The organism is Kribbella sp. CA-247076, from assembly GCF_050942445.1.
Classification (GTDB): domain Bacteria; phylum Actinomycetota; class Actinomycetes; order Propionibacteriales; family Kribbellaceae; genus Kribbella.
In genome coordinates, this window is sequence record NZ_CP192051.1 from 1250689 (window position 1) to 1268452 (window position 17764).

The 17764-nt window shown below is 69.7% G+C and carries 17 protein-coding genes; 11 read left to right on the top strand and 6 right to left on the bottom strand.

From position 1 onward, the window contains the following. The 4 genes from ACQPYZ_RS05950 (at position 1) to ACQPYZ_RS05965 (ending at position 4143) form a co-directional block, all read left to right on the top strand. A complete protein-coding gene (locus ACQPYZ_RS05950) occupies positions 1 to 1521 on the top strand; it encodes an alpha/beta hydrolase (protein ID WP_433166070.1) in 1521 nt (506 codons plus the stop codon). Positions 1522 to 1586: 65 nt separating this feature from the next. Further along, complete coding sequence (locus ACQPYZ_RS05955; RefSeq protein ID WP_433166072.1) at positions 1587 to 2783, top strand: sensor histidine kinase; 1197 nt, start codon at positions 1587 to 1589, stop codon at positions 2781 to 2783. Between the two features lie 41 nt (positions 2784 to 2824). Beyond that, positions 2825 to 3436, top strand: a complete 612-nt coding sequence (locus ACQPYZ_RS05960) for a response regulator (protein WP_433169632.1) — start codon at positions 2825 to 2827, stop codon at positions 3434 to 3436. A 143-nt stretch (positions 3437 to 3579) separates the two neighbouring features. Further along, on the top strand, positions 3580 to 4143 hold the full coding sequence (locus ACQPYZ_RS05965) for a hypothetical protein (RefSeq protein WP_433166074.1): 564 nt from the start codon (positions 3580 to 3582) through the stop codon (positions 4141 to 4143). On the opposite strand, the gene ACQPYZ_RS05970 is transcribed toward ACQPYZ_RS05965, so the two are convergent. The 4 genes from ACQPYZ_RS05970 to ACQPYZ_RS05985 form a co-directional block, all read right to left on the bottom strand. Further along, complete coding sequence (locus tag ACQPYZ_RS05970) at positions 4115 to 5416, bottom strand: lanthionine synthetase LanC family protein (protein WP_433166076.1); 1302 nt, start codon at positions 5414 to 5416, stop codon at positions 4115 to 4117. The two genes, ACQPYZ_RS05965 and ACQPYZ_RS05970, sit on opposite strands and share 29 nt — an antisense overlap. Further along, positions 5413 to 5931: a DUF6886 family protein gene (locus ACQPYZ_RS05975; RefSeq protein ID WP_433166078.1), complete on the bottom strand. Its 519-nt coding sequence runs from the start codon at positions 5929 to 5931 to the stop codon at positions 5413 to 5415. The genes ACQPYZ_RS05970 and ACQPYZ_RS05975 overlap by 4 nt, the downstream gene beginning before the upstream one ends. 42 nt (positions 5932 to 5973) lie before the next feature. Further along, positions 5974 to 6735, bottom strand: a complete 762-nt coding sequence (locus ACQPYZ_RS05980) for a M23 family metallopeptidase (protein WP_433166080.1) — start codon at positions 6733 to 6735, stop codon at positions 5974 to 5976. A 330-nt stretch (positions 6736 to 7065) separates the two neighbouring features. Further along, positions 7066 to 7920: an esterase/lipase family protein gene (locus ACQPYZ_RS05985; protein ID WP_433166082.1), complete on the bottom strand. Its 855-nt coding sequence runs from the start codon at positions 7918 to 7920 to the stop codon at positions 7066 to 7068. A 134-nt stretch (positions 7921 to 8054) separates the two neighbouring features. Here ACQPYZ_RS05985 and ACQPYZ_RS05990 point away from each other — a divergent pair, with 134 nt between their 5' ends. The 5 genes from ACQPYZ_RS05990 (at position 8055) to ACQPYZ_RS06010 (ending at position 12363) form a co-directional block, all read left to right on the top strand. Beyond that, on the top strand, positions 8055 to 8474 hold the full coding sequence (locus ACQPYZ_RS05990) for a cobalamin B12-binding domain-containing protein (RefSeq protein ID WP_433166084.1): 420 nt from the start codon (positions 8055 to 8057) through the stop codon (positions 8472 to 8474). 353 nt (positions 8475 to 8827) lie between these two features. Further along, positions 8828 to 10150 carry an ABC transporter substrate-binding protein gene (locus tag ACQPYZ_RS05995; protein WP_433166086.1) on the top strand — a complete coding sequence of 441 codons (1323 nt, stop codon included), beginning with the start codon at positions 8828 to 8830 and terminating at the stop codon, positions 10148 to 10150. A gap of 94 nt (positions 10151 to 10244) precedes the next feature. Next, positions 10245 to 11321 (top strand): carbohydrate ABC transporter permease, encoded by a 1077-nt coding sequence (locus ACQPYZ_RS06000; RefSeq protein ID WP_433166088.1) that lies wholly within the window; start codon positions 10245 to 10247, stop codon positions 11319 to 11321. Positions 11322 to 11449: 128 nt separating this feature from the next. After that, positions 11450 to 12196 carry a carbohydrate ABC transporter permease gene (locus ACQPYZ_RS06005; RefSeq protein ID WP_433169634.1) on the top strand — a complete coding sequence of 249 codons (747 nt, stop codon included), beginning with the start codon at positions 11450 to 11452 and terminating at the stop codon, positions 12194 to 12196. Next, positions 12193 to 12363, top strand: coding sequence for a hypothetical protein (locus ACQPYZ_RS06010; protein ID WP_433166090.1), 171 nt, complete (start codon positions 12193 to 12195; stop codon positions 12361 to 12363). Before ACQPYZ_RS06005 ends, ACQPYZ_RS06010 begins: the two co-directional genes overlap by 4 nt. Before the next feature lie 60 nt (positions 12364 to 12423). Here the strand turns inward: ACQPYZ_RS06010 and ACQPYZ_RS06015 are convergent, their stop codons facing one another. Next, positions 12424 to 14064: a glycoside hydrolase family 13 protein gene (locus tag ACQPYZ_RS06015; RefSeq protein WP_433166092.1), complete on the bottom strand. Its 1641-nt coding sequence runs from the start codon at positions 14062 to 14064 to the stop codon at positions 12424 to 12426. A 188-nt stretch (positions 14065 to 14252) separates the two neighbouring features. Between ACQPYZ_RS06015 and sucC the strand changes: the two genes are divergently transcribed. Both sucC and sucD read left to right on the top strand, forming a co-directional pair. After that, a complete protein-coding gene (gene sucC / locus ACQPYZ_RS06020; RefSeq protein WP_433166095.1) occupies positions 14253 to 15425 on the top strand; it encodes an ADP-forming succinate--CoA ligase subunit beta in 1173 nt (390 codons plus the stop codon). Between the two features lie 14 nt (positions 15426 to 15439). Continuing rightward, complete coding sequence (gene sucD, locus ACQPYZ_RS06025) at positions 15440 to 16345, top strand: succinate--CoA ligase subunit alpha (RefSeq protein ID WP_433166097.1); 906 nt, start codon at positions 15440 to 15442, stop codon at positions 16343 to 16345. A 69-nt stretch (positions 16346 to 16414) separates the two neighbouring features. Here sucD and ACQPYZ_RS06030 read toward each other — a convergent pair whose 3' ends face one another. Next, positions 16415 to 17740: a hypothetical protein gene (locus tag ACQPYZ_RS06030; RefSeq protein ID WP_433166099.1), complete on the bottom strand. Its 1326-nt coding sequence runs from the start codon at positions 17738 to 17740 to the stop codon at positions 16415 to 16417. Positions 17741 to 17764 lie beyond the last annotated feature (24 nt).

Below are 17764 nucleotides of genomic sequence, written 5' to 3' on the forward strand. Positions count from 1 at the left end.
ATGAGACGTACAGCAGTTCCGTTGACCTTTGCCACCGTCCTGGTGGCGACCGCCTTGGTCCCGGCGGTGTCGCAAGCGGGTGCGGCAGCGACGCGATCCGCGAGTGGCTCGCAGGAGTCCGCAGCCGGCATCCAGTGGGAGAAGTGCTCGGAGGACGTCTCCCCGCAGGTCCCGATTCCGGCCGGGATGCAGTGCGGGACGCTGAAGGTCCCGCTCGACTACCGCGACCCGAACGGCCGGACGATCGACATCGCCGTCTCGCGGCTGGCGAGCAAGAAGCCGGAGAAGCGGCGCGGCGTGCTGCTGACCAACCCCGGCGGGCCGGCCCCCGGCCAAGGCTATCCCGCCTTCCTCGTCGCTACCGGCCTTCCGCAGAGCGTGCTCGACAGCTACGACGTGATCGGGTTCGACCCGCGGGGCATCGGCAAGAGCACCCCGGTGACCTGTGACCTCACCCCGGCACAGCAGGCGTCCGGCAACATCCCGCCGTACGCACGGACCGCGGCGGACGCCACCAAGCGGGCCGCCGAGGTGCAGCAGATCGCCAAGCAGTGCGCCGCGTCGAAGACCGCCTGGATGCTGCCGCACGTCAGCACCGCCAACACCGCCCGGGACATGGACCGCATCCGGGCCGCGCTGGGCGAGTCGAAGATCTCGTACGCCGGTGCCTCCTGGGGGACCCACCTCGGCGCGGTCTACGCCACGCTGTTCCCGCAGCGCGGCGACCGGATCGTGCTCGACAGCAACCTGGGCCCAGGCGGCTGGGACTACCCCAGCGACCGCCTGTGGGGGCGCGGCGTCGAGGACCGTTTCCCGGACTTCGCGAAGTTCGCCGCCGCCAACCACCGCGAGTACGGCCTGGGCAGGACCCCGGCCCAGGTGCGGGCGAAGTACTTCGAGATCGCCGACCAACTGGACGAGAAGCCGGTCGAGGCGCCCGACGGCCGGTACGACGGCGCGGTGTTCCGGCTGATCACCTTCTCGCAGCTCTACGGCCCGGTGCAGCTGCCGATGCTGGCCGCGTTCTGGAAGGCCCTCGACGCGAACCAGCCGCCGCCACCGCCGCCCGGCGCGGTGCAGGACCCGGACAACCTGATCTCCGGTCGCTACTACATGATCTGCAACGACTCCCGCTGGCCGACCTCGGTCAAGAGCTACCAGCGCAACGTCGCCGTCGACCGGATCCGCTACCCGGTGTTCGGCGCGGCCGGGGCCAACATCCAGCCGTGTGCGTTCTGGCCGGAGCCGGCGCAGCCGCCGGTCCAGGTCAGCGACCGAGGCCCGTCGAACGTGCTGATGGTGCAGAACCTCCGCGATCCGGCGACACCACTGGCCGGCGCCCGGCAGTTGCGGCAGGCGTTCGGCGACCGTGCCACGATGGTCACGGCCGACCAGGGTGGCCACGGCGTCTACCCGCTGGGCCGGAACCAGTGCGCGAAGCACGCGGTGACGACGTACCTGACCACCGGTGAACGGCCCGAGCACGACTACCACTGCACGGCCGACGCGGAGCCCCGCTGACACACCGGCAGGACTCGGCAGAGTTGGACAGGGCTCACAGAAGCGGAAGGGACGACGACCAGGTGATGCGCGCGATCAACGGGCTGCTGCGCCGGCACGGCCTGCTCATCGCCGAGGTCGTCGTCCTGGCCGGCCTGAACATCGAGCAGGTCGTCACCCGGCTGCTCACGGGCGGACCCGCGGCGGGCGAGATCCTGTACTTCTGCGTGGGCGCGGTGATCGGGGCACTCGCGCTGCTCCGGCACCGCTTCCCCGGGAGGCTCACGGAGCTCGCGGCGGCCGCGGTCGCGCTGTCGTTGTTGTGCAGCCTGGTCGGCGTGCTCGTCCAGCCGGGCGGCGAGATCGCCGGTGACATCGAGACGCTCGGACTGCTGCTGCTGGTGGGCTCGAGCTGCCACCACCTGGCGCCGCACCGAGCGGGTGCGGCGGCCGTGCTCGGAGGGTTGGCGATCGTCGTCGCGCCTGTACTGCGCTACGGCACCGACCGCCTCAGTCTCACCGTCGCGGTCCTGTGGGCGATCCTGTGGGGTTGCAGCGTGGCGGTCGGGCTGGTCCTGCGCGACAGCGACGCCCGTCGCGAAGCCGCGCAGGCTGCCGCCCGGAACCGGGAACGGCTGATGCTGGCCCGAGAGCTGCACGACCTGGTGGCGCATCACATCACGGGGGTGGTGGTGCGCACCCAGGCTGCGCGGGTCGTCCTCGACGACGGGACCGAGCGGGAGCTGCTCGAGGACATCGAGCGCGCCGGAGCCGAGGCACTCAGCGCGGTCCGGCGGCTGGTCATGATGCTGCGCAGTCCGGAGCAGCAGCTGCCGCCCGCGGGAGACCTGGTCGAGACGGTCGAGGCGGCGGTCGACGGCGACGAAGCGGTGACAGTGCGGTTGGCCCCCGAGCTCGCGGATCTCGCGGTCGCTCCGGAGGTGGTGTCGACCGTCCACCGCGTCGTACTCGAGTCGCTGAGCAACGTCCGCAAGCACGCACCGGAGGCCCGGCAGGTCACGGTGACCGTGGAGCCGACCGCCGGGGCCGATCGGCAGTACCTGCGGGTGGAGGTGTGGAACGACGGGACGCGCGCGAGCCGGAGTCGGCACCGGAGCCTGTCGGACGGCTACGGACTGGTCGGGATGAGCGAGCGAATCGACGCGCTGGACGGCAGACTGACGGTCGGAGAGCACGGTGAGCACGGCTGGCGGGTGCTCGCCGAGCTTCCGTTGCCCGGCTACGTGGCGGCGCGGCCGCCGGAGGAGAGAACCCCACAGTGACTCAGCGGACCCTGCGAGTCTTGCTCGCCGACGACCAGGCCATGGTGCGGACCGGGTTCCGGCTGATCCTCGAACGGGAGCCGGACCTCGAGATCGCCGGTGAGGCCGAGGACGGCGAACAGGCGGTGGCGCTCGCCCGCGAGCTGCGTCCGGACGTCACGCTGATGGACATCCGGATGCCCCGCCTCGACGGCCTGGCCGCCACCCGGCTGCTGGCGGGTCCGGCGGTCGCGGACCCGCTCGCGGTGCTGGTCGTGACCACCTTCGACCTCGACGAACTCGTTCACGAGGCGCTCCGGTCCGGGGCCCGCGGCTTCCTGCTGAAGGACGCCGGACCGCGGCTGCTGGTGGAGGCGGTGCACGCGGCGGCGAACGGCGACTCTCTCGTCTCGCCGTCGATCACCACCCGGCTGCTCGCCCACTTCAGCAACGGCGGCAGCCGGCCCCGGCGGCCCGACCCGGCGCTCACCGACCGTGAGCTCGCCGTCGTCAAGGGCGTCGCGCGTGGCCGGACCAACGCCGAACTGGCCGCGGAGCTGATGATCGCGCTGTCCACGGTCAAGTCCCATCTCGGATCGGTCCAGCGCAAGATCGACGCCCGCAACCGCACCGAGATCGCCGTCTGGGCCTGGGAGTCCGGCCTCATGTACTAGGCGCTTGTACTAGGCGCTGACGAGGGTTGCCGGGTGGGCCGACCGGGCATAACTCCGTCAAGTTCTCGGACGTTCACGTTGCATCTGAGCGCGGGATTGAGACAATCAAGGATCTTCGGCCCTCCCTCCGGAAGCGTTCCCCCATGTCCAAGTCGGTAGCAGGCAGCAACCGCCGGATCATCCTGGCGGGAGCCAACCCTGGGCTGCGGCTGTTCGACGAGGCCGGCAAGGTGACGGCGTACGCGTCGATCTGGATGGTCGACTGGTCGATCCGGGGCGCCGGGACGGCGGTCGTGCTCTGGTTCGACGGGATCGTCCGGGTGGTGTCCGAGGACGTCGACCTGGCGTCCTGGCTGGAGCGCTACTTCGTCCGCTCGTTCCTCGAGGTCCAGGGCCTGCCCTGGCACGAGCCGGCGGTGGAGCGCGACCTGGTGCAGGTGTCGATGAACCTGGCCGACGGCCTCAGCGCGAAGGCGGCCGACATCCAGATCGAGATGGGCGGCGTCCTCGACCGGCGCCTGTTCGCCACCGACGACTTCCAGCTCGCCGACGGCAACCACAGTCTCAGCCTGGTGATCGTGCCGGTCCGGTCCGCCACCGTCTCGATCGGCGGCGCGTCCGTTCCCGGCTTCGTCCAGGTCGACGGCTCACCCGACAAGCCGGGCTCCTCCGCCTTCCTCACGACCGCGGAGGTCTGGCGCCGCTGAGCGCCCACCAGTTGTCCATCCGCGCGACCGACGCGGTGCCGCCGTCGAGGACCCGCTGCAGCCGGAACAGGTACGCCGCGATGCCGGCGGCCCCCTGCATCCAGCCGACGCCCGGTGGTAGCAACGGCTGCTCGTCGCGGTGCTCGAGGAAGCGCCAGTACGCCGTGCCGTCGTCGCGGAACGCCCGCTGCACCAGGGCATTCCCGAGTCGTACGGCGAAGTCGAGGTCGTCGTCGTGGCCGTCGCGGAGCCACGCGTCCAGGTAGGCGTCGCCGGCTCCCGCCGTACCGCAGCAGCGGCCGTCGTTGTCCCAGAAACCCGGGTAGAGGCGGTCGGGGACGCCGGAGTGGCGGACGCTGTCGAGGCAGCGGTGATGCCAGCCGGCGGGCGTCCCACCGGCGACCTCGTCGACGCCGGCGTACTCGAGGGCGCGGAACAGGAGCGACGTACCGGCACCGCCGTGGCACCAGTTGTAGGTGTACTCGTCGCCGTGGCGCTCGTCCCACGGGATCACCCGCGGCACCCGGAAACCCTGGTCGTCGGTGGTGCCCAGCGTGATCAGGTGCTCGGCGCCGCGACGGGCAGCGTCGGTCAGGTCCGGCCGCCCGAGCTCGGCGCCGGCCAGCGCGACGACGGCCGCGATCCCGGCCAGGCCGTGGGAGAAGTTCGGCATCTCGCCCGGTTCGTCGGTGCAGAACCGCCGCGGGACGAAGCGCCAGTTGGCTGACTCCTCCTGCTCGGCGATCAGCAGGTCGACCGCTCGCTCGATCAGTGCACGAGCCTCCACGCCGTGCCGTGCTGCCCAGAGCGCTCCCATCAGGACCGCGGCGGTCCCGAGAGTCGCGTCGTTGGCCACCGCGTCCGGCAGGTACTTGGGCGGCTGGAGGAAGCTCTGCGGCCAGCCGTTGACCGTGGCGAGGCCGGCGATCCGGTCCAGGATCGGCTCGACGCCGGGCTCGCCGAGGGCGGTGAGGACGCCGATCGAGCTGACCAGACCGTCGAAGTACGTGATCGAGCTTTCGGCCGGGACCGCGGCCCGGATCCGGCCGGCGATCGCACCGGCGAGGTTCTCCTCGTCGGCGGTCCAGGCACGGGTGAGCCGGAGCTCTGCGAGGCCATGGGCGAGGCCGCCGATCCCGCTGTGCATGCCGCCCACGTACCGCTCCGGCTTCTCGCCGCCCGCGGCCTCCGGGATCCACGGGCCGGCGTCGTCCCACCGCACCTGCCGGAGCACCCAGGTCCAGGCCGAGTCGGCGAGGTCGGCGTACCTCATGGCCGGGCGTTCCGGAGCCGGATCCCGCTCCACTCGAGCGTGCTGGTGACCACCTCGGCCCAGAAGTCGTGCAGCCGGGACAGGACGCGCAACTGGACGCCGGCCTCGTCGTGCAGGTCGAACAGGTCGCCGACGGGCTCCGGCAGGCCGAGCGGCCGGACCTCGGTGGTCGCGACCACCGCCGCGTCGAGCTCGGTGAACGGCTCGGCCGGCAGGCGGTACGCGTAGAGCTCGACCGAGCGCATCGCCTCCAGCCAGCCGTACTCGACCGCGTGCACGCGCGTGCCGGAGCCCGCGCCGATGATGCGGGCGGTGTCGTCGGGAGTGGTGGAGGGGCCCACCCACGCCATCGCGCGGGGGCACTGCCTCGGGAACCAGTAGTCGGGAGCGCGGTCGTAACCGACGGCCCAGACGTACGGCGTGGCCTCGCGCGTCGTGCTGGCGACGTGCGGCCGGAAGACCTCGATGGTCGGATCTTCGGAGAAGTGCAGGACCTCTCCGGCGGCAGGACGCATGCCCGGCAGCTTAGCCAGCCGGTCAGCGGTCGTGCTGGGGATTTACGGGTTGAGGCCGCAGTGGTCGCGCAGCCACGGCATCGGGTCGATCGCCTCGCCGCCGTCGCGGAGGACCTCGAAGTGCAGGTGCGGGCCGGTGGTGTTCCCGGTCATCCCGACCGCGCCGACCTGGTCGCCGGCGTACACGGTCTCGCCGACGGACACGCTGAACTTCGACATGTGGTTGTACGTGGTGACGGTGCCGTCCTCGTGCCGCACCTGGACCTGGCGGCCGTACGGCCCGGCCCAGTCGGCGTGGATCACCACGCCCTTCATCACGCTGCGGATGGTGGTGCCGACCGGGGCGGCGAAGTCGGTGCCGGTGTGGTTGCGGGCCCAGCGGCTGCCGCCCTGACCGAAGGTCGCGGTGATGTGGTAGCCGGAGAGCATCATCTCGCAGCGGGTGGCGGACTCGCGGAGCTTCTTCTCCGCCAGCTCGGCCTTGGCCTTGGCCTGCGCGAGGGCGGAGGCGCGCTTGGCGGTGAGCGCCTGAGTGGCGGTGAGCTTGGCGGCCCGGGCCTTCGCCAGCTGGGCGGCCGCGGCCTGCTTCTTGTTGGTCTCGTTGCCGGCCAGCTGGACCCGGGAGGAGTCCCGGGTGGCGAGCTGGCGGGCCTGGATCCGTGCGGTGGTGATGCCGGACAGCTGCTCCCCACTGTCCATGCTCAGCGCGGCGAGGTTGACCGCGGAGTTCGCCTGCGTCGGCGACGCGAGCGAGCTGTGGCTGAACCCGACAGCTCCGGCCGCCGCGGCGAGAGCCGCGGTCAAACCGACGATCTGGGTACTACCGGGGGTGTTACGCCTGGCAACACGATGCTTGGCACTGTGACGTCCTGCGCCGGGCTTGCGCGCAGCGTTGCCTGGCGTGACGCGGTTGCCCGCGGCACGGTGCTGGGACACAACGTGGCCTTTCGGTCACAGGGGAGGGGCTTGTCCACCCGCCCGGGGAATTTATTCCCTGGCCGGGCCTGATGGACGATAACGGATCAGTCACAGGGTGACAAACCCTGCCACCCACTTTTCTGCGTCTCCTTCACGAAACTTTTGCATGCGGCGCCTGCACGTGCATCCGTTCCGAGCCGTCAGAAAGCTGCCGGGTCAGGCAACTGTCTCCTGCTCGTCGTCCAGGTGCGCGAGGACGCCGGTGATCCGGCGGACCACGTCACCGTGGAACGGCAGGGACAGATGGCCCACGCCGCTCAGGCGGACATTACTGGCCACCAGGTCGGGGTGCCGAATCCGGCCCCGCCGTTGCGGCACGATCAGCTGGTCGACGTCGCTGTAGAACGCGACGAACCTGGTCGGGCAGCCCGCCGCCGGCTCGGCTAGCTCGGCCATCAGTTCGCTGTCCGGCCGCACCTGCTTCACCAGCGGCCACGGCAGCAACCGGGCGGCGACCGTGCCCTGATGGGGAGTCCCGAGGGTGACGCAGGTGTGCACTCGCTCGTGGCCGCCGAGCCGCTGGACGTAGTACCGCGCGATCAGGCCGCCCAGGCTGTGCCCGATCACGTGCACCTGGTCGGACCCGGACTCCTCGCAGATCCGTTCGATCTCCGCGCCCATCCGCTCGGCGGTACGACGGACGTCCAGGGTCAGCGGCGAGTACGAGAAGGTGTGGATCCGGCTGAAGCCGCGGCGCTGCAGGTGCCGGCGCATCAGCGCGAAGACGGTGTGGTTGTCGATGATCCCGTGGGCCAGCAGGATCGGCGTACCGGCGGCCCGGACGTTGCTGACGATCAGGCTGCGCTGGGCCGGGGTCAGCCCCTCGAGGTTGAGCCGCTCGGCGCGGGAGCCCGAGCTGCCGACCAGGCCGAGCGGATACATCGCCAGGCGCGTGGTCAGCCAGCCGAGCTCGACCGCGGCTCCCTGGAGCACCCGCGGTGACAACGCGGACCTGGCGCCGTACACCAGCCCGTTCAGTGCTCCGCGTACCTCGTCCTGCCAGGTACTCATGGGCGACTCCTCACGGCAACCAGACCCCCCGATCGGTCCGATCTCTTTCACGGTAACCGGTTCCCATCCGGCGTGTCGGGGAACACACACCGCTGTGTCTTATCCGTGAGGAACGGACCGGTTAGCCTGCGGACATGCCTGCAACGAGCCCCCTGCGCGTCGTCGTCGCCAAGCCTGGCCTGGACGGCCACGACCGCGGTGCGAAGGTGGTCGCGCGGGCGCTGCGGGACGCCGGCATGGAGGTCATCTATACCGGCCTGCACCAGACGCCGGAGCAGATCGTCGAGACCGCGATCGCCGAGGACGCCGACGCGATCGGCCTGTCGGTGCTGTCCGGCGCGCACATGACCCTGTTCAAGCGGGTCCGCGAGCTGCTCACCGAGCGCGACGCCGACGACATCGTGGTGTTCGGCGGCGGCATCATCCCGGACGCCGACCTGCAGCCGCTGGCCGAGCTCGGCGTCCACAAGATCTTCACCCCTGGCGCCACCACCACCGAGATCGTCGACTGGGTCCGCACCCATGTCGGCGACGCCTCCGCCTCGCCGGCCTGAGATCCGCGGGTTCAGGCCCGTCCGGCGGCTCTGCGTGAGCGCCGTTCCGCTCCGGAGCGTGATGACGACTGCCCGGAGTCGTTCTGAACGGATACCGTGCGTTCAGTAACGTTACTAACCGGTAATACCGAATCGTTAAGAAAGACCTGGTTGTGCGGGCTGTCGAATCGCGGTCGCATACAGCCATGCGGTTGTCCGTTGCAGAAGCCTGTCGAACGCAAGGTGTGTGGCTCAGGACACATCACCCCCGTCGTCGGTTACTGTCCGGACAGGCGGGATCGCAGTGCGGTGGGGGACTGTGGACCGTTGACGCAGGACCAAGCGATATCCCATCGGGAGAGGGCAGGTAAACGATGAGGTTTGAACGATCACACACACGCAAGGCGGTGGCCCTGGCCGTCGCCGGCAGCCTTGCGCTGCTCGCGTCCGCGTGTGGCGGTGACGACGGAAGCGGTGGCGGCGACAGCGGCTCGGGCGGGGGAGCGGCACTGGAGGGTCGCGGTCCGATCAACTTCGCCACCGGCAAGGACACCTCCGGGAACCTGACGAACCAGGTCGCGGCGTGGAACTCCCAGCACCCGGACGAGAAGGTCACGGTCACCGAGCTGCCCGAGTCCGCGGACCAGCAGCGCGCGCAGATGATCTCGAACGCCCAGATCAAGTCCGACGCGTTCAGCGTGCTGAACCTGGACGTCGTCTGGACCGCCGAGTTCGCCGCGAACCGCTGGATCACCGAACTGCCGGAGGACCAGTTCCCCGACCTGAACAAGCTGCTGCCGTCGACGATCGACACGGCCAAGTACCGCGACAAGCTGTACGCCGTTCCGGTCACCTCCGACGGTGGCCTGCTGTACTACCGCAAGGACCTGCTGGACAAGGCCGGGGTGCAGCCGCCGAAGACGTGGGCCGAGATGCAGGCCGCCTGCGACAAGGTCAAGGCGCTGCCGGAGGCCAAGACGGCCGGCTGCTACGCGGGTCAGTTCGAGAAGTACGAGGGCCTGACGGTGAACTTCTCCGAGGCCGTCAACGGTGCGGGCGGGGTCGTCGTCGGTGACGACGGCAAGCCGAACGTGGACACCCCGGAGGCGCTCGAGGGCCTGAACTTCCTGGTCGAGGGCTTCAAGTCCGGGATGATCCCGAAGGCCGCCATCACCTACCAGGAGGAGCCGGGCCGGCGGGCGTTCCAGGAAGGCAACCTGATCTTCCACCGGAACTGGCCGTACGTGTACGCGCTGGCGAACAAGACCGACGGCTCGTCCAAGATCGCCGGCAAGTTCGGCGTCGCGGCACTGCCGGGCAAGGACGGCGGCGGCGTGTCCACCCTGGGTGGTCACAACTACGCGATCTCCGAGTTCGCCAAGAACAAGGCGACCGCGGCCGACTTCATCAAGTTCATGTCCAGCGAGGAGCGCCAGAAGGCGAACATCGAGAAGACCTCGCAGGCGCCGACCTGGGCCTCGCTGTACGACGACGCCGCGCTGAACAAGCAGTTCCCGTACCTGGCCCCGCTGAAGGCCTCGATCGAGACCGCGAAGTCGCGGCCGAAGGTGGTCAAGTACGGCGACGTCACGACGGCGATCCAGGAGGCGGCGTACGGCGCCCTGACCGGGACGACACCACCGAAGGACGCCCTCAGCCAGCTGCAGACCAAGTTGAGCTCGCTCATCACGCAATGACCGAAGCGGCGGGGCCGGCGCGTAGCTTCACCGCTGCGTGCCGGCCCCGGCCTGTCGCTGCCCGCGGACAGCGGGCGGAAAGAAGGAGGCAGAGGTGAGTACATCCGCCCCGGTCGCGCAGCGGCCGACGCCGGAACCCACCAAGAAGCCCAAGCGGACCACGTCCTTCAACGAAGGCACCGGTCGGCTGGCCGCGGCGTTGCTGTCGCCGACCCTGGTCGTGCTGGTCCTGGTCGTCGTGTACCCGATCCTGTCGGCGTTGCGTGAGTCGCTCTACCAGAGTGGCCAGCGGATCGACGAGGCCGGCTTCGTCGTCCAGGGTTCGGAGTTCGTCGGTCTGGAGAACTACTCGGCGATCTTCTCAGGTGAGACCGGCGACCGTTTCTGGAACGCGTTCTACAACACCACGTTCTTCACCGTCACCTGCGTGATCATCGAGACCGTGCTCGGTGTCGCCATGGCCTTGGTGATGCACAAGGCGTTCAAGGGCCGCGGCATCGTCCGGGCCAGCATCCTGGTCCCGTGGGCGATCCCGACCGTCGTCTCGGCGCTGCTGTGGAAGTGGATCTTCCAGGCCGACGGCATCGCGAACAACCTGCTCGGGACGCAGATCCTGTGGTCCACCGAGGGCTGGCAGTCCATCCTGTCGGTGATCATCGCCGACACCTGGAAGACGGCACCGTTCATCGGCCTGCTCGTCCTGGCCGGCCTGCAGACCATTCCGGACGAGGTCTACGAGGCCGCGAAGGTCGACGGCGCCAACCCGTGGCAGACGTTCGTGCGGATCACCATGCCACTGGTGAAACCGGCACTGCTGGTGGCAGTGCTGTTCCGCATCCTCGACACGCTGCGGATGTTCGACCTGCCGTTCGTGCTGGTCGGGCCGAACAAGGAGTCGGTCGAGACGCTGTCGATCCTGGCGTACCTGGAAGCCAACCAGACCCGGTACGGGCCGGCGGCGGCGTACGCGACGTTGCTGTTCATCTACGTCGCGGTGGTCGCGTACGTGTTCGTGAAGTTGCTGGGTGCCGACGTGTTCGGTGACGCGGTGCAGCGCAAGCCGAAGAAGAACGGCCGGAACGGGCGTGGCCGGCGCAACGAGTTGGCGCCAGGTACGGCGTCCGGGGCCGCGACGGCCAGTGCCACGGCCGGACATGGTGGAGGTGCGTGATGGCAGTCGCTGAGAAGACCCCGAAGGTCGTCGACGTCAAGGCGGCCGAGGCGCCGTGGTACCGGCGGTGGCTGCCGCTGCTCGGTGTCGCGCTGATCGTGCTCTACTGCCTGTTGCCGTTCTACTGGATGATCGTGTCGGCCCTGCGCCGGCCGAGCGACCAGTTCGACAACTCGATCATTCCGCGGAACTGGTCGATCACGAACTTCACCGACGTGTTCAAGGAAGGAACCGGGTTCGGCCGCGGTCTGCTGAACAGCCTGATCGTCGCCGGAACGGTGACGATCCTGACGCTGATCATCGGGATGGTCGCGGCCTACACCCTGGCCCGGCTGGAGTTCCGCGGGAAGAACTTCGTGCTGGCGATCATCATCACCACCTCGATGTTCCCCGGCATCTCGCTGGTGATCCCGCTGAAGAAGCTGTTCAGCGACATCGAGTGGATCAACACCTACCAGGCGATGATCGTGCCCAGCCTGTCGTTCGCGCTGCCGCTGGCGGTGTGGAACCTGACCGCGTTCTTCCGGCAGATGCCGCGAGAACTCGAGCAGGCCGCGATGGTGGACGGCTGCACGCCGGCCCAGGCGTTCCGCAAGGTGATCATCCCGCTGGCCGCACCGGGTGTGTTCACCACCGCGATCATCACCTTCATCGCGGCGTGGAACGAGTTCCTGATCGCGCTGAGCATGGTGAACCGCAAGGAGATCCAGACCGCGAACGTGGTCATCTCGCAGTTCACCGGTACGTCGGGACGCGACCAACCGTTCGGCAGCCAGATGGCCGCCGGTGTGGTGGTCACGATCCCGCTGGTGATCGCCGTACTGCTGTTCCAGCGCAGGATCGTCGCCGGCCTCACGGCAGGTGGCGTGAAGTGAGCTGGTTCCGCGACCGGGCGCGGCGCGACCGCGAGGACCGGGAGCGGCGGGAACGGGACGATCGGGACCGCCGGGAGCGCGAGGAGCGTGACCGGCGCGACCGCGAGGACCGGGAACGGGAGGAGCGCGACCGCCGCGACCGCGAGGACCGCGCCCGCTTCCGCTAGCAGTGACCGTCAGCAGTCCCGAAGGCCGGAGCCGCCCAGCGGCTCCGGCCTTCGCCTGTGTCAGACCTCGAGCCAGGCGGTGGCGTCGGCCGGAAGGCGGCCGTCGATCAGCGGCTCGCTGGTGAGCAGGACCTTCGTGTGGTCCGGGAGCGGGATCGGGGACTCGCCCAGGTTGGCGACGCAGCGGAAGCCGGGATCCCGGCTGAAGGACAGGACGCCGGCAGGCGCGCCCTCGTCCCAGGTGAGCCGGCCTTCGCCGAGGGCCTCGGTCTCGCGGCGGATCCGCAGGGCCGCTTTGTAGAGGTTGAGGTGGCTGTCCGGGTCGGAGGCCTGCGCCTCCGCGGTCAGCCCGGCCCAGTCGGCCGGCTGCGGAAGCCACGGCTGGCCGGCACCGGTGCCGAAGCCGTACGGCGGCTCGCTGCCCGACCACGGGATCGGCACCCGGCAGCCGTCGCGCCCGCGACGGGTGTGCCCGGACCGCTCCCAGACGGGGTCGTCCAAGACCTCCTCCGGCAGGTCCTCGACCTCGGGCAGGCCGAGCTCGTCACCCTGGTAGATGTACGCGCCGCCCGGCAGCGCGAGCTCGAGCAGCGCGGCCGCGCGGGCCCGGCGCCGGCCGAGCTCCAGGTCGGTCGGCACCACGCCGGCGTCCGCGAGCGCGTCCCGCTGGTCACGCCCGTACCGCGTCCGGTGCCGGATGGTGTCGTGGTTGCTCAGCACCCAGGTCGCCGGCGCGCCCACGGCCCACAGGTTCTCGGTCGTGTGGTCGATGACCTCGCGCAACTCCTTGGCGTCCCACGCACAGCGCAGTACGTCGAAGTTGAAGGCGGAGTGCAGTTCGTTCGACCGGACGTACTGCGCCAGCCGCTCGGCCGGGGACAGCCACGCCTCGGCCACGAACACCCGCGGTCCCTGCGGGGTGCCGGCGTACTCGTCGGCGACCGCCCGCCACCGCTGGTGGATCGTGTGCACCCCCGGCTGGTCGTAGAACGGGTTGCCGACGTACTTCTCTCGGGTCGGCTGCCCGTTGTGCAGCGGTACGTCGGGCAGCGTGGCGTCCTTCGCCATCGAGTCGGCCACGTCGATCCGGAACCCGTCGATCCCGCGGTCGAACCAGAACCGCAGGATCGCGTCGAACTCCTCGACCACCTTCGGGTGGTCCCAGTTCCAGTCGGGCTGGGAGATGTCGAACAGGTGCAGGTACCACTGGCCGTCCTCGATCTGCTGCCAGGCGCCGCCGCCGAACGCGGCCGGCCAGTTGGTCGGCGGCAGCCCGCCCGGCTCACCGTCACGGAACCAGAACAGGTCTCGCTCCGGAGAGCCCTTGCCCGCCGCCAGCGCGGCCTTGAACCACGGGTGCTCCCAGGAGCAGTGGTTCGGCACCAGGTCGATCAGGATCCGGATCCCGAGCGCGTGCGCCTCGGCGATCAGCGCGTCCGCGTCCGCGAGCGTGCCGAAGTCGGGATGGATGCCGCGGTAGTCGGACACGTCGTACCCGCCGTCGAGGAGCGGGGACGGGTACCAGGGGCTGATCCAGATCGCGTCGATGCCGAGGTCGGCCAGGTAGGGCAGCCGGGCCCGGATGCCGTTCACGTCACCGGTGCCGTCACCGTTGGCGTCGGCGAACGAACGGGGGTACACCTGGTAGACGACGGCGCTACGCCACCAGTCGTCAGCTGGTCTGGTTGCTGCAGAGCTCATGGCAGCCAGCCTTTCATGGACGGGCAAGGCGGCTGTGACGGTCGTCTCAGCGTGCACCCCGGCTGTCGCCGGGCACGCCGGGGTGGCTAGTCTCAGGCCGACGGAACGCGCCGGCGACCGTGCCCTCTTCCGGGAACAGCCCGCCTGCCGCGGCCTACTCGAACAGGTGCGAGAGAGGGACCACAGTCGTGGACTTGATGGAATACCAGGCGAAGACGGTCTTCGCCAAGCATGGAGTGCGGACGACCGTGGGTGAGGTCGTGACCACGCCGGAAGAAGCCCGCGCGGCGGCCGAGAAGATCGGCGGCCGGGTGGTCGTGAAGGCCCAGGTGAAGACCGGCGGCCGCGGCAAGGCCGGCGGCGTCAAGCTGGCCTCCACGCCGGACGAGGCGGAGGAGAAGGCCCGCGAGATCCTCGGTCTGGACATCAAGGGTCACGTCGTCAAGATCCTGAACATCGTCCCGGCCGCGGCGATCGCGGAGGAGTACTACTTCTCCTTCCTGATCGACCGGGCGAACCGGAACTACCTGTGCATCGCCTCCGCCGCCGGCGGGATGGAGATCGAGGAGGTCGCGCACACCAACCCCGAGGCGGTGGCGAAGATCTCGATCGACCCGGCCACCGGGGTGGACGAGGCGACCGCGCGGGTCATCGCGCAGGCGGCGAAGTACCCCGACGACATCCTGGACGCGGTCGCGCCGGAGATCGTCAAGCTGTACGAGGTCTTCATCGGCGAGGACGCGTCCCTGGTCGAGGTGAACCCGCTGGTCAAGCTCGAGGACGGCTCCGTCGAGGCGCTCGACGGCAAGGTCACGCTGGACGAGAACGCGGACTTCCGGCACCCGGAGCACGCCGAGTTCGAGGACGCGTCCGCGGACGACCCGCTGGAGGCGGCCGCCAAGGCCAAGGGCCTGAACTACGTGAAGCTGGACGGCTCGGTCGGCATCATCGGCAACGGCGCCGGCCTGGTCATGTCCACCCTCGACGTGGTCGCGTACGCCGGCGAGGAGTTCGGTGGCGTGAAGCCGGCCAACTTCCTCGACATCGGCGGCGGCGCGTCCGCCGAGGTGATGGCGAACGGCCTGGAGATCATCATCTCCGACGAGCAGGTGGAGAGCGTCTTCGTCAACGTCTTCGGCGGCATCACCGCCTGTGACGCGGTCGCCAACGGCATCGTGCAGGCGTTCGAGCTGCTGGCGAGCCGCGGTGAGCACGTCACCAAGCCGCTGGTCGTCCGGCTGGACGGCAACAACGCCGAGGAGGGCCGCCGGATCCTCGACGAGGCCGGCCTGGCCGGTCTGGAGCGGGTCGACACGATGGACGGCGCCGCCAAGCGGGCCGCCGAGCTGGCTGCGAAGTAAGGGATCGCTGAACTATGTCTATCTTCCTGACCAAGGACAGCAAGGTCATCGTCCAGGGCATGACCGGCTCGGAAGGCACCAAGCACACCACCCGGATGCTTGCCTCCGGCACCAACATCGTCGGCGGGGTGAACCCGCGCAAGGCGGGGCAGAGCGTCGAATTCGCCGCCTTCGACGGCCCGAGTGTCTCAGTTCCGGTGTTCGGTACGGTTGCGGACGCCGTGAAGGAGACCGGGGCGAACGTCTCGGTCATCTTCGTGCCGCCGAAGTTCACCAAGGACGCCGTACTCGAGGCGATCGAGGCCGCGGTGCCGCTGGTCGTGGTGATCACCGAGGGCGTGCCGGTGCACGACACCGCCGCGTTCTTCGCCGCCGCGCAGGCGTCCGGCACCACCCGGATCATCGGGCCGAACTGCCCGGGCATCATCACCCCGGGTGAGTCGAACGCCGGCATCATCCCGGCCGACATCGCCGGGCAGGGCCGGATCGGGCTGGTGTCGAAGTCGGGCACGCTGACGTACCAGATGATGTACGAGCTGCGGGACTTCGGGTTCTCCACCGCGATCGGCATCGGTGGCGACCCGATCATCGGGACCACGCACATCGACGCGCTGCAGGCGTTCCAGGACGACCCGGACACCGACGCGATCGTGATGATCGGCGAGATCGGCGGCGACGCCGAGGAGCGGGCGGCGGCGTTCATCAAGGACAACGTCACCAAGCCGGTCGTCGGCTACGTGGCCGGCTTCACCGCGCCCGAGGGCAAGACGATGGGCCACGCCGGCGCCATCGTCTCCGGCTCCTCCGGGACGGCGGCCGCCAAGCAGGAGGCCCTCGAGGCCGTCGGCGTCAAGGTCGGCAAAACCCCCACCGAAACCGCCAACCTCATGCGCCAAATCATGCAATCCCTGACGAAGTAACACCCAGCGTGCCTGAGAGCCCCGCCCCCAAGTTCCTCAGGGGGCGGGGTTCCTACTTCTGGAGGGTCTTCACTTGTAGAGGGTTGAGCGTTCGGCGGCTCGGACCAGGGTTTCGTTGAAGGCTGTGTCGGAGATGTCCAGGCCTTTGAGGACCGGGAAGAGGACGTAGGTCGCCTGGGTTCCGATCGAGGCGATGCCGATCCGGTAGGTGAAGATCTTCCCGCCGCCGGTGTCGTACGCCGCCCGCCAGGTTTCGCCCCGGACCGAGCCGACCGAGACCGAGCCGGTCGACTCGACCTTCGCGTTCGAGACGTTCTTCTCGCAGCCGTCGACGTTCTTGCGGATCTGCTCGGCGAACGCCTTCGCGGCCGCCGGGGTGGCGAATTTCAGCACCGTGTCGTCCAGCCCGAACTCCGTCGGCACCTTGGCCTCCGGCTTCACGTACGTCAGCGTGGTGAACTTCGCCGGCTTCGCCTTCTTCAGGCCGAGCCTCTCGCACCCGGTGCCTTCACCGATCTTGGTCCCCCCGCTGCTCACCCAGGGCTCGTCGATCCCGGGCAGCACCGGCAGGTCGACCGGCGCCATGAACCCCGCCGCCTCGGTGCTGGGCAGCAGACCGGGCTTGACCACCGGCGCCCCGCTCCCACACCCGCCACTCTCGGCGCAGATCCGCTTCAGGCCGGCAGTCGCCGCGGCCAGCACCGTCGTGGGCTTCGGCGGCGTACTGGCGACGGTGTCGTGCTCGAGCACCATCGTGGCCTTCCCCGCCACGGCGACCGCGACGGTCTTGTACTTCGTCTTGGCGCCGGACGGCTGCCCGAACACCGCGAGCACGCCACGCTCACCGACGCCGGTGGTGACGTAGCTGGACGTCAGCCGGGTCTGCGGCGTGGAGCAGCCGCTCAGCCAGCCCACGATCGACGTGTACGCCTTGCCCGCGGCGGCCTTGTCGTTCGACACCTCGACGTACTGGACGGCGGTGTCCTTGGTGGTCGAGTTCTGGAAGGTGCGGACCCAGGTGCGCAGCCCGGCCGGATCGGCGAACCGCTGCGACTGGCAGACGAACGAGCGCTCCGGCGCGCTGCTGCCGTCGGCGGTCTTGGTGACCGCCCAGGCGCCCGCGCCGAGCGGCTTGGCCGTGGTCGCGTCGAGCAGCACCTTGGCGTCCGCGAGCAGGTGTGCGTCCGAGGACCTGTCGTCGGTCGCCCCGGATTTCGGACCGGATCCGTCGTCACCGCCGAAGGCGTTCAGCGCGGCGACACCGCCGCCGCCGACCAGCACCACGACCGCGACCCCGGCGGCGATCGTCTGGTTCCGTTTGCGCGCCTTCTGCCGGCGCGCCTCCCGGGCAGCGGCGCGACTGCCGCCGCGGGGTGCGCGGTGGGAACCGGCCAAAGCTCGACCTCCTGACTGATTCCA

Bases quoted from the DNA above. Each gene is read 5' to 3' on its own strand.
- ACQPYZ_RS05950 (WP_433166070.1), top strand. From the start codon at position 1: ATGAGACGTACAGCAGTTCCGTTGACCTTTGCCACCGTCCTGGTGGCG.
- ACQPYZ_RS05955 (WP_433166072.1), top strand. From the start codon at position 1,587: ATGCGCGCGATCAACGGGCTGCTGCGCCGGCACGGCCTGCTCATCGCC.
- ACQPYZ_RS05960 (WP_433169632.1), top strand. From the start codon at position 2,825: ATGGTGCGGACCGGGTTCCGGCTGATCCTCGAACGGGAGCCGGACCTC.
- ACQPYZ_RS05965 (WP_433166074.1), top strand. From the start codon at position 3,580: ATGTCCAAGTCGGTAGCAGGCAGCAACCGCCGGATCATCCTGGCGGGA.
- ACQPYZ_RS05970 (WP_433166076.1), bottom strand. From the start codon at position 5,416: ATGAGGTACGCCGACCTCGCCGACTCGGCCTGGACCTGGGTGCTCCGG.
- ACQPYZ_RS05975 (WP_433166078.1), bottom strand. From the start codon at position 5,931: ATGCGTCCTGCCGCCGGAGAGGTCCTGCACTTCTCCGAAGATCCGACC.
- ACQPYZ_RS05985 (WP_433166082.1), bottom strand. From the start codon at position 7,920: ATGAGTACCTGGCAGGACGAGGTACGCGGAGCACTGAACGGGCTGGTG.
- ACQPYZ_RS05990 (WP_433166084.1), top strand. From the start codon at position 8,055: ATGCCTGCAACGAGCCCCCTGCGCGTCGTCGTCGCCAAGCCTGGCCTG.
- ACQPYZ_RS05995 (WP_433166086.1), top strand. From the start codon at position 8,828: ATGAGGTTTGAACGATCACACACACGCAAGGCGGTGGCCCTGGCCGTC.
- ACQPYZ_RS06005 (WP_433169634.1), top strand. From the start codon at position 11,450: ATGATCGTGTCGGCCCTGCGCCGGCCGAGCGACCAGTTCGACAACTCG.
- ACQPYZ_RS06015 (WP_433166092.1), bottom strand. From the start codon at position 14,064: ATGAGCTCTGCAGCAACCAGACCAGCTGACGACTGGTGGCGTAGCGCC.
- sucD (WP_433166097.1), top strand. From the start codon at position 15,440: ATGTCTATCTTCCTGACCAAGGACAGCAAGGTCATCGTCCAGGGCATG.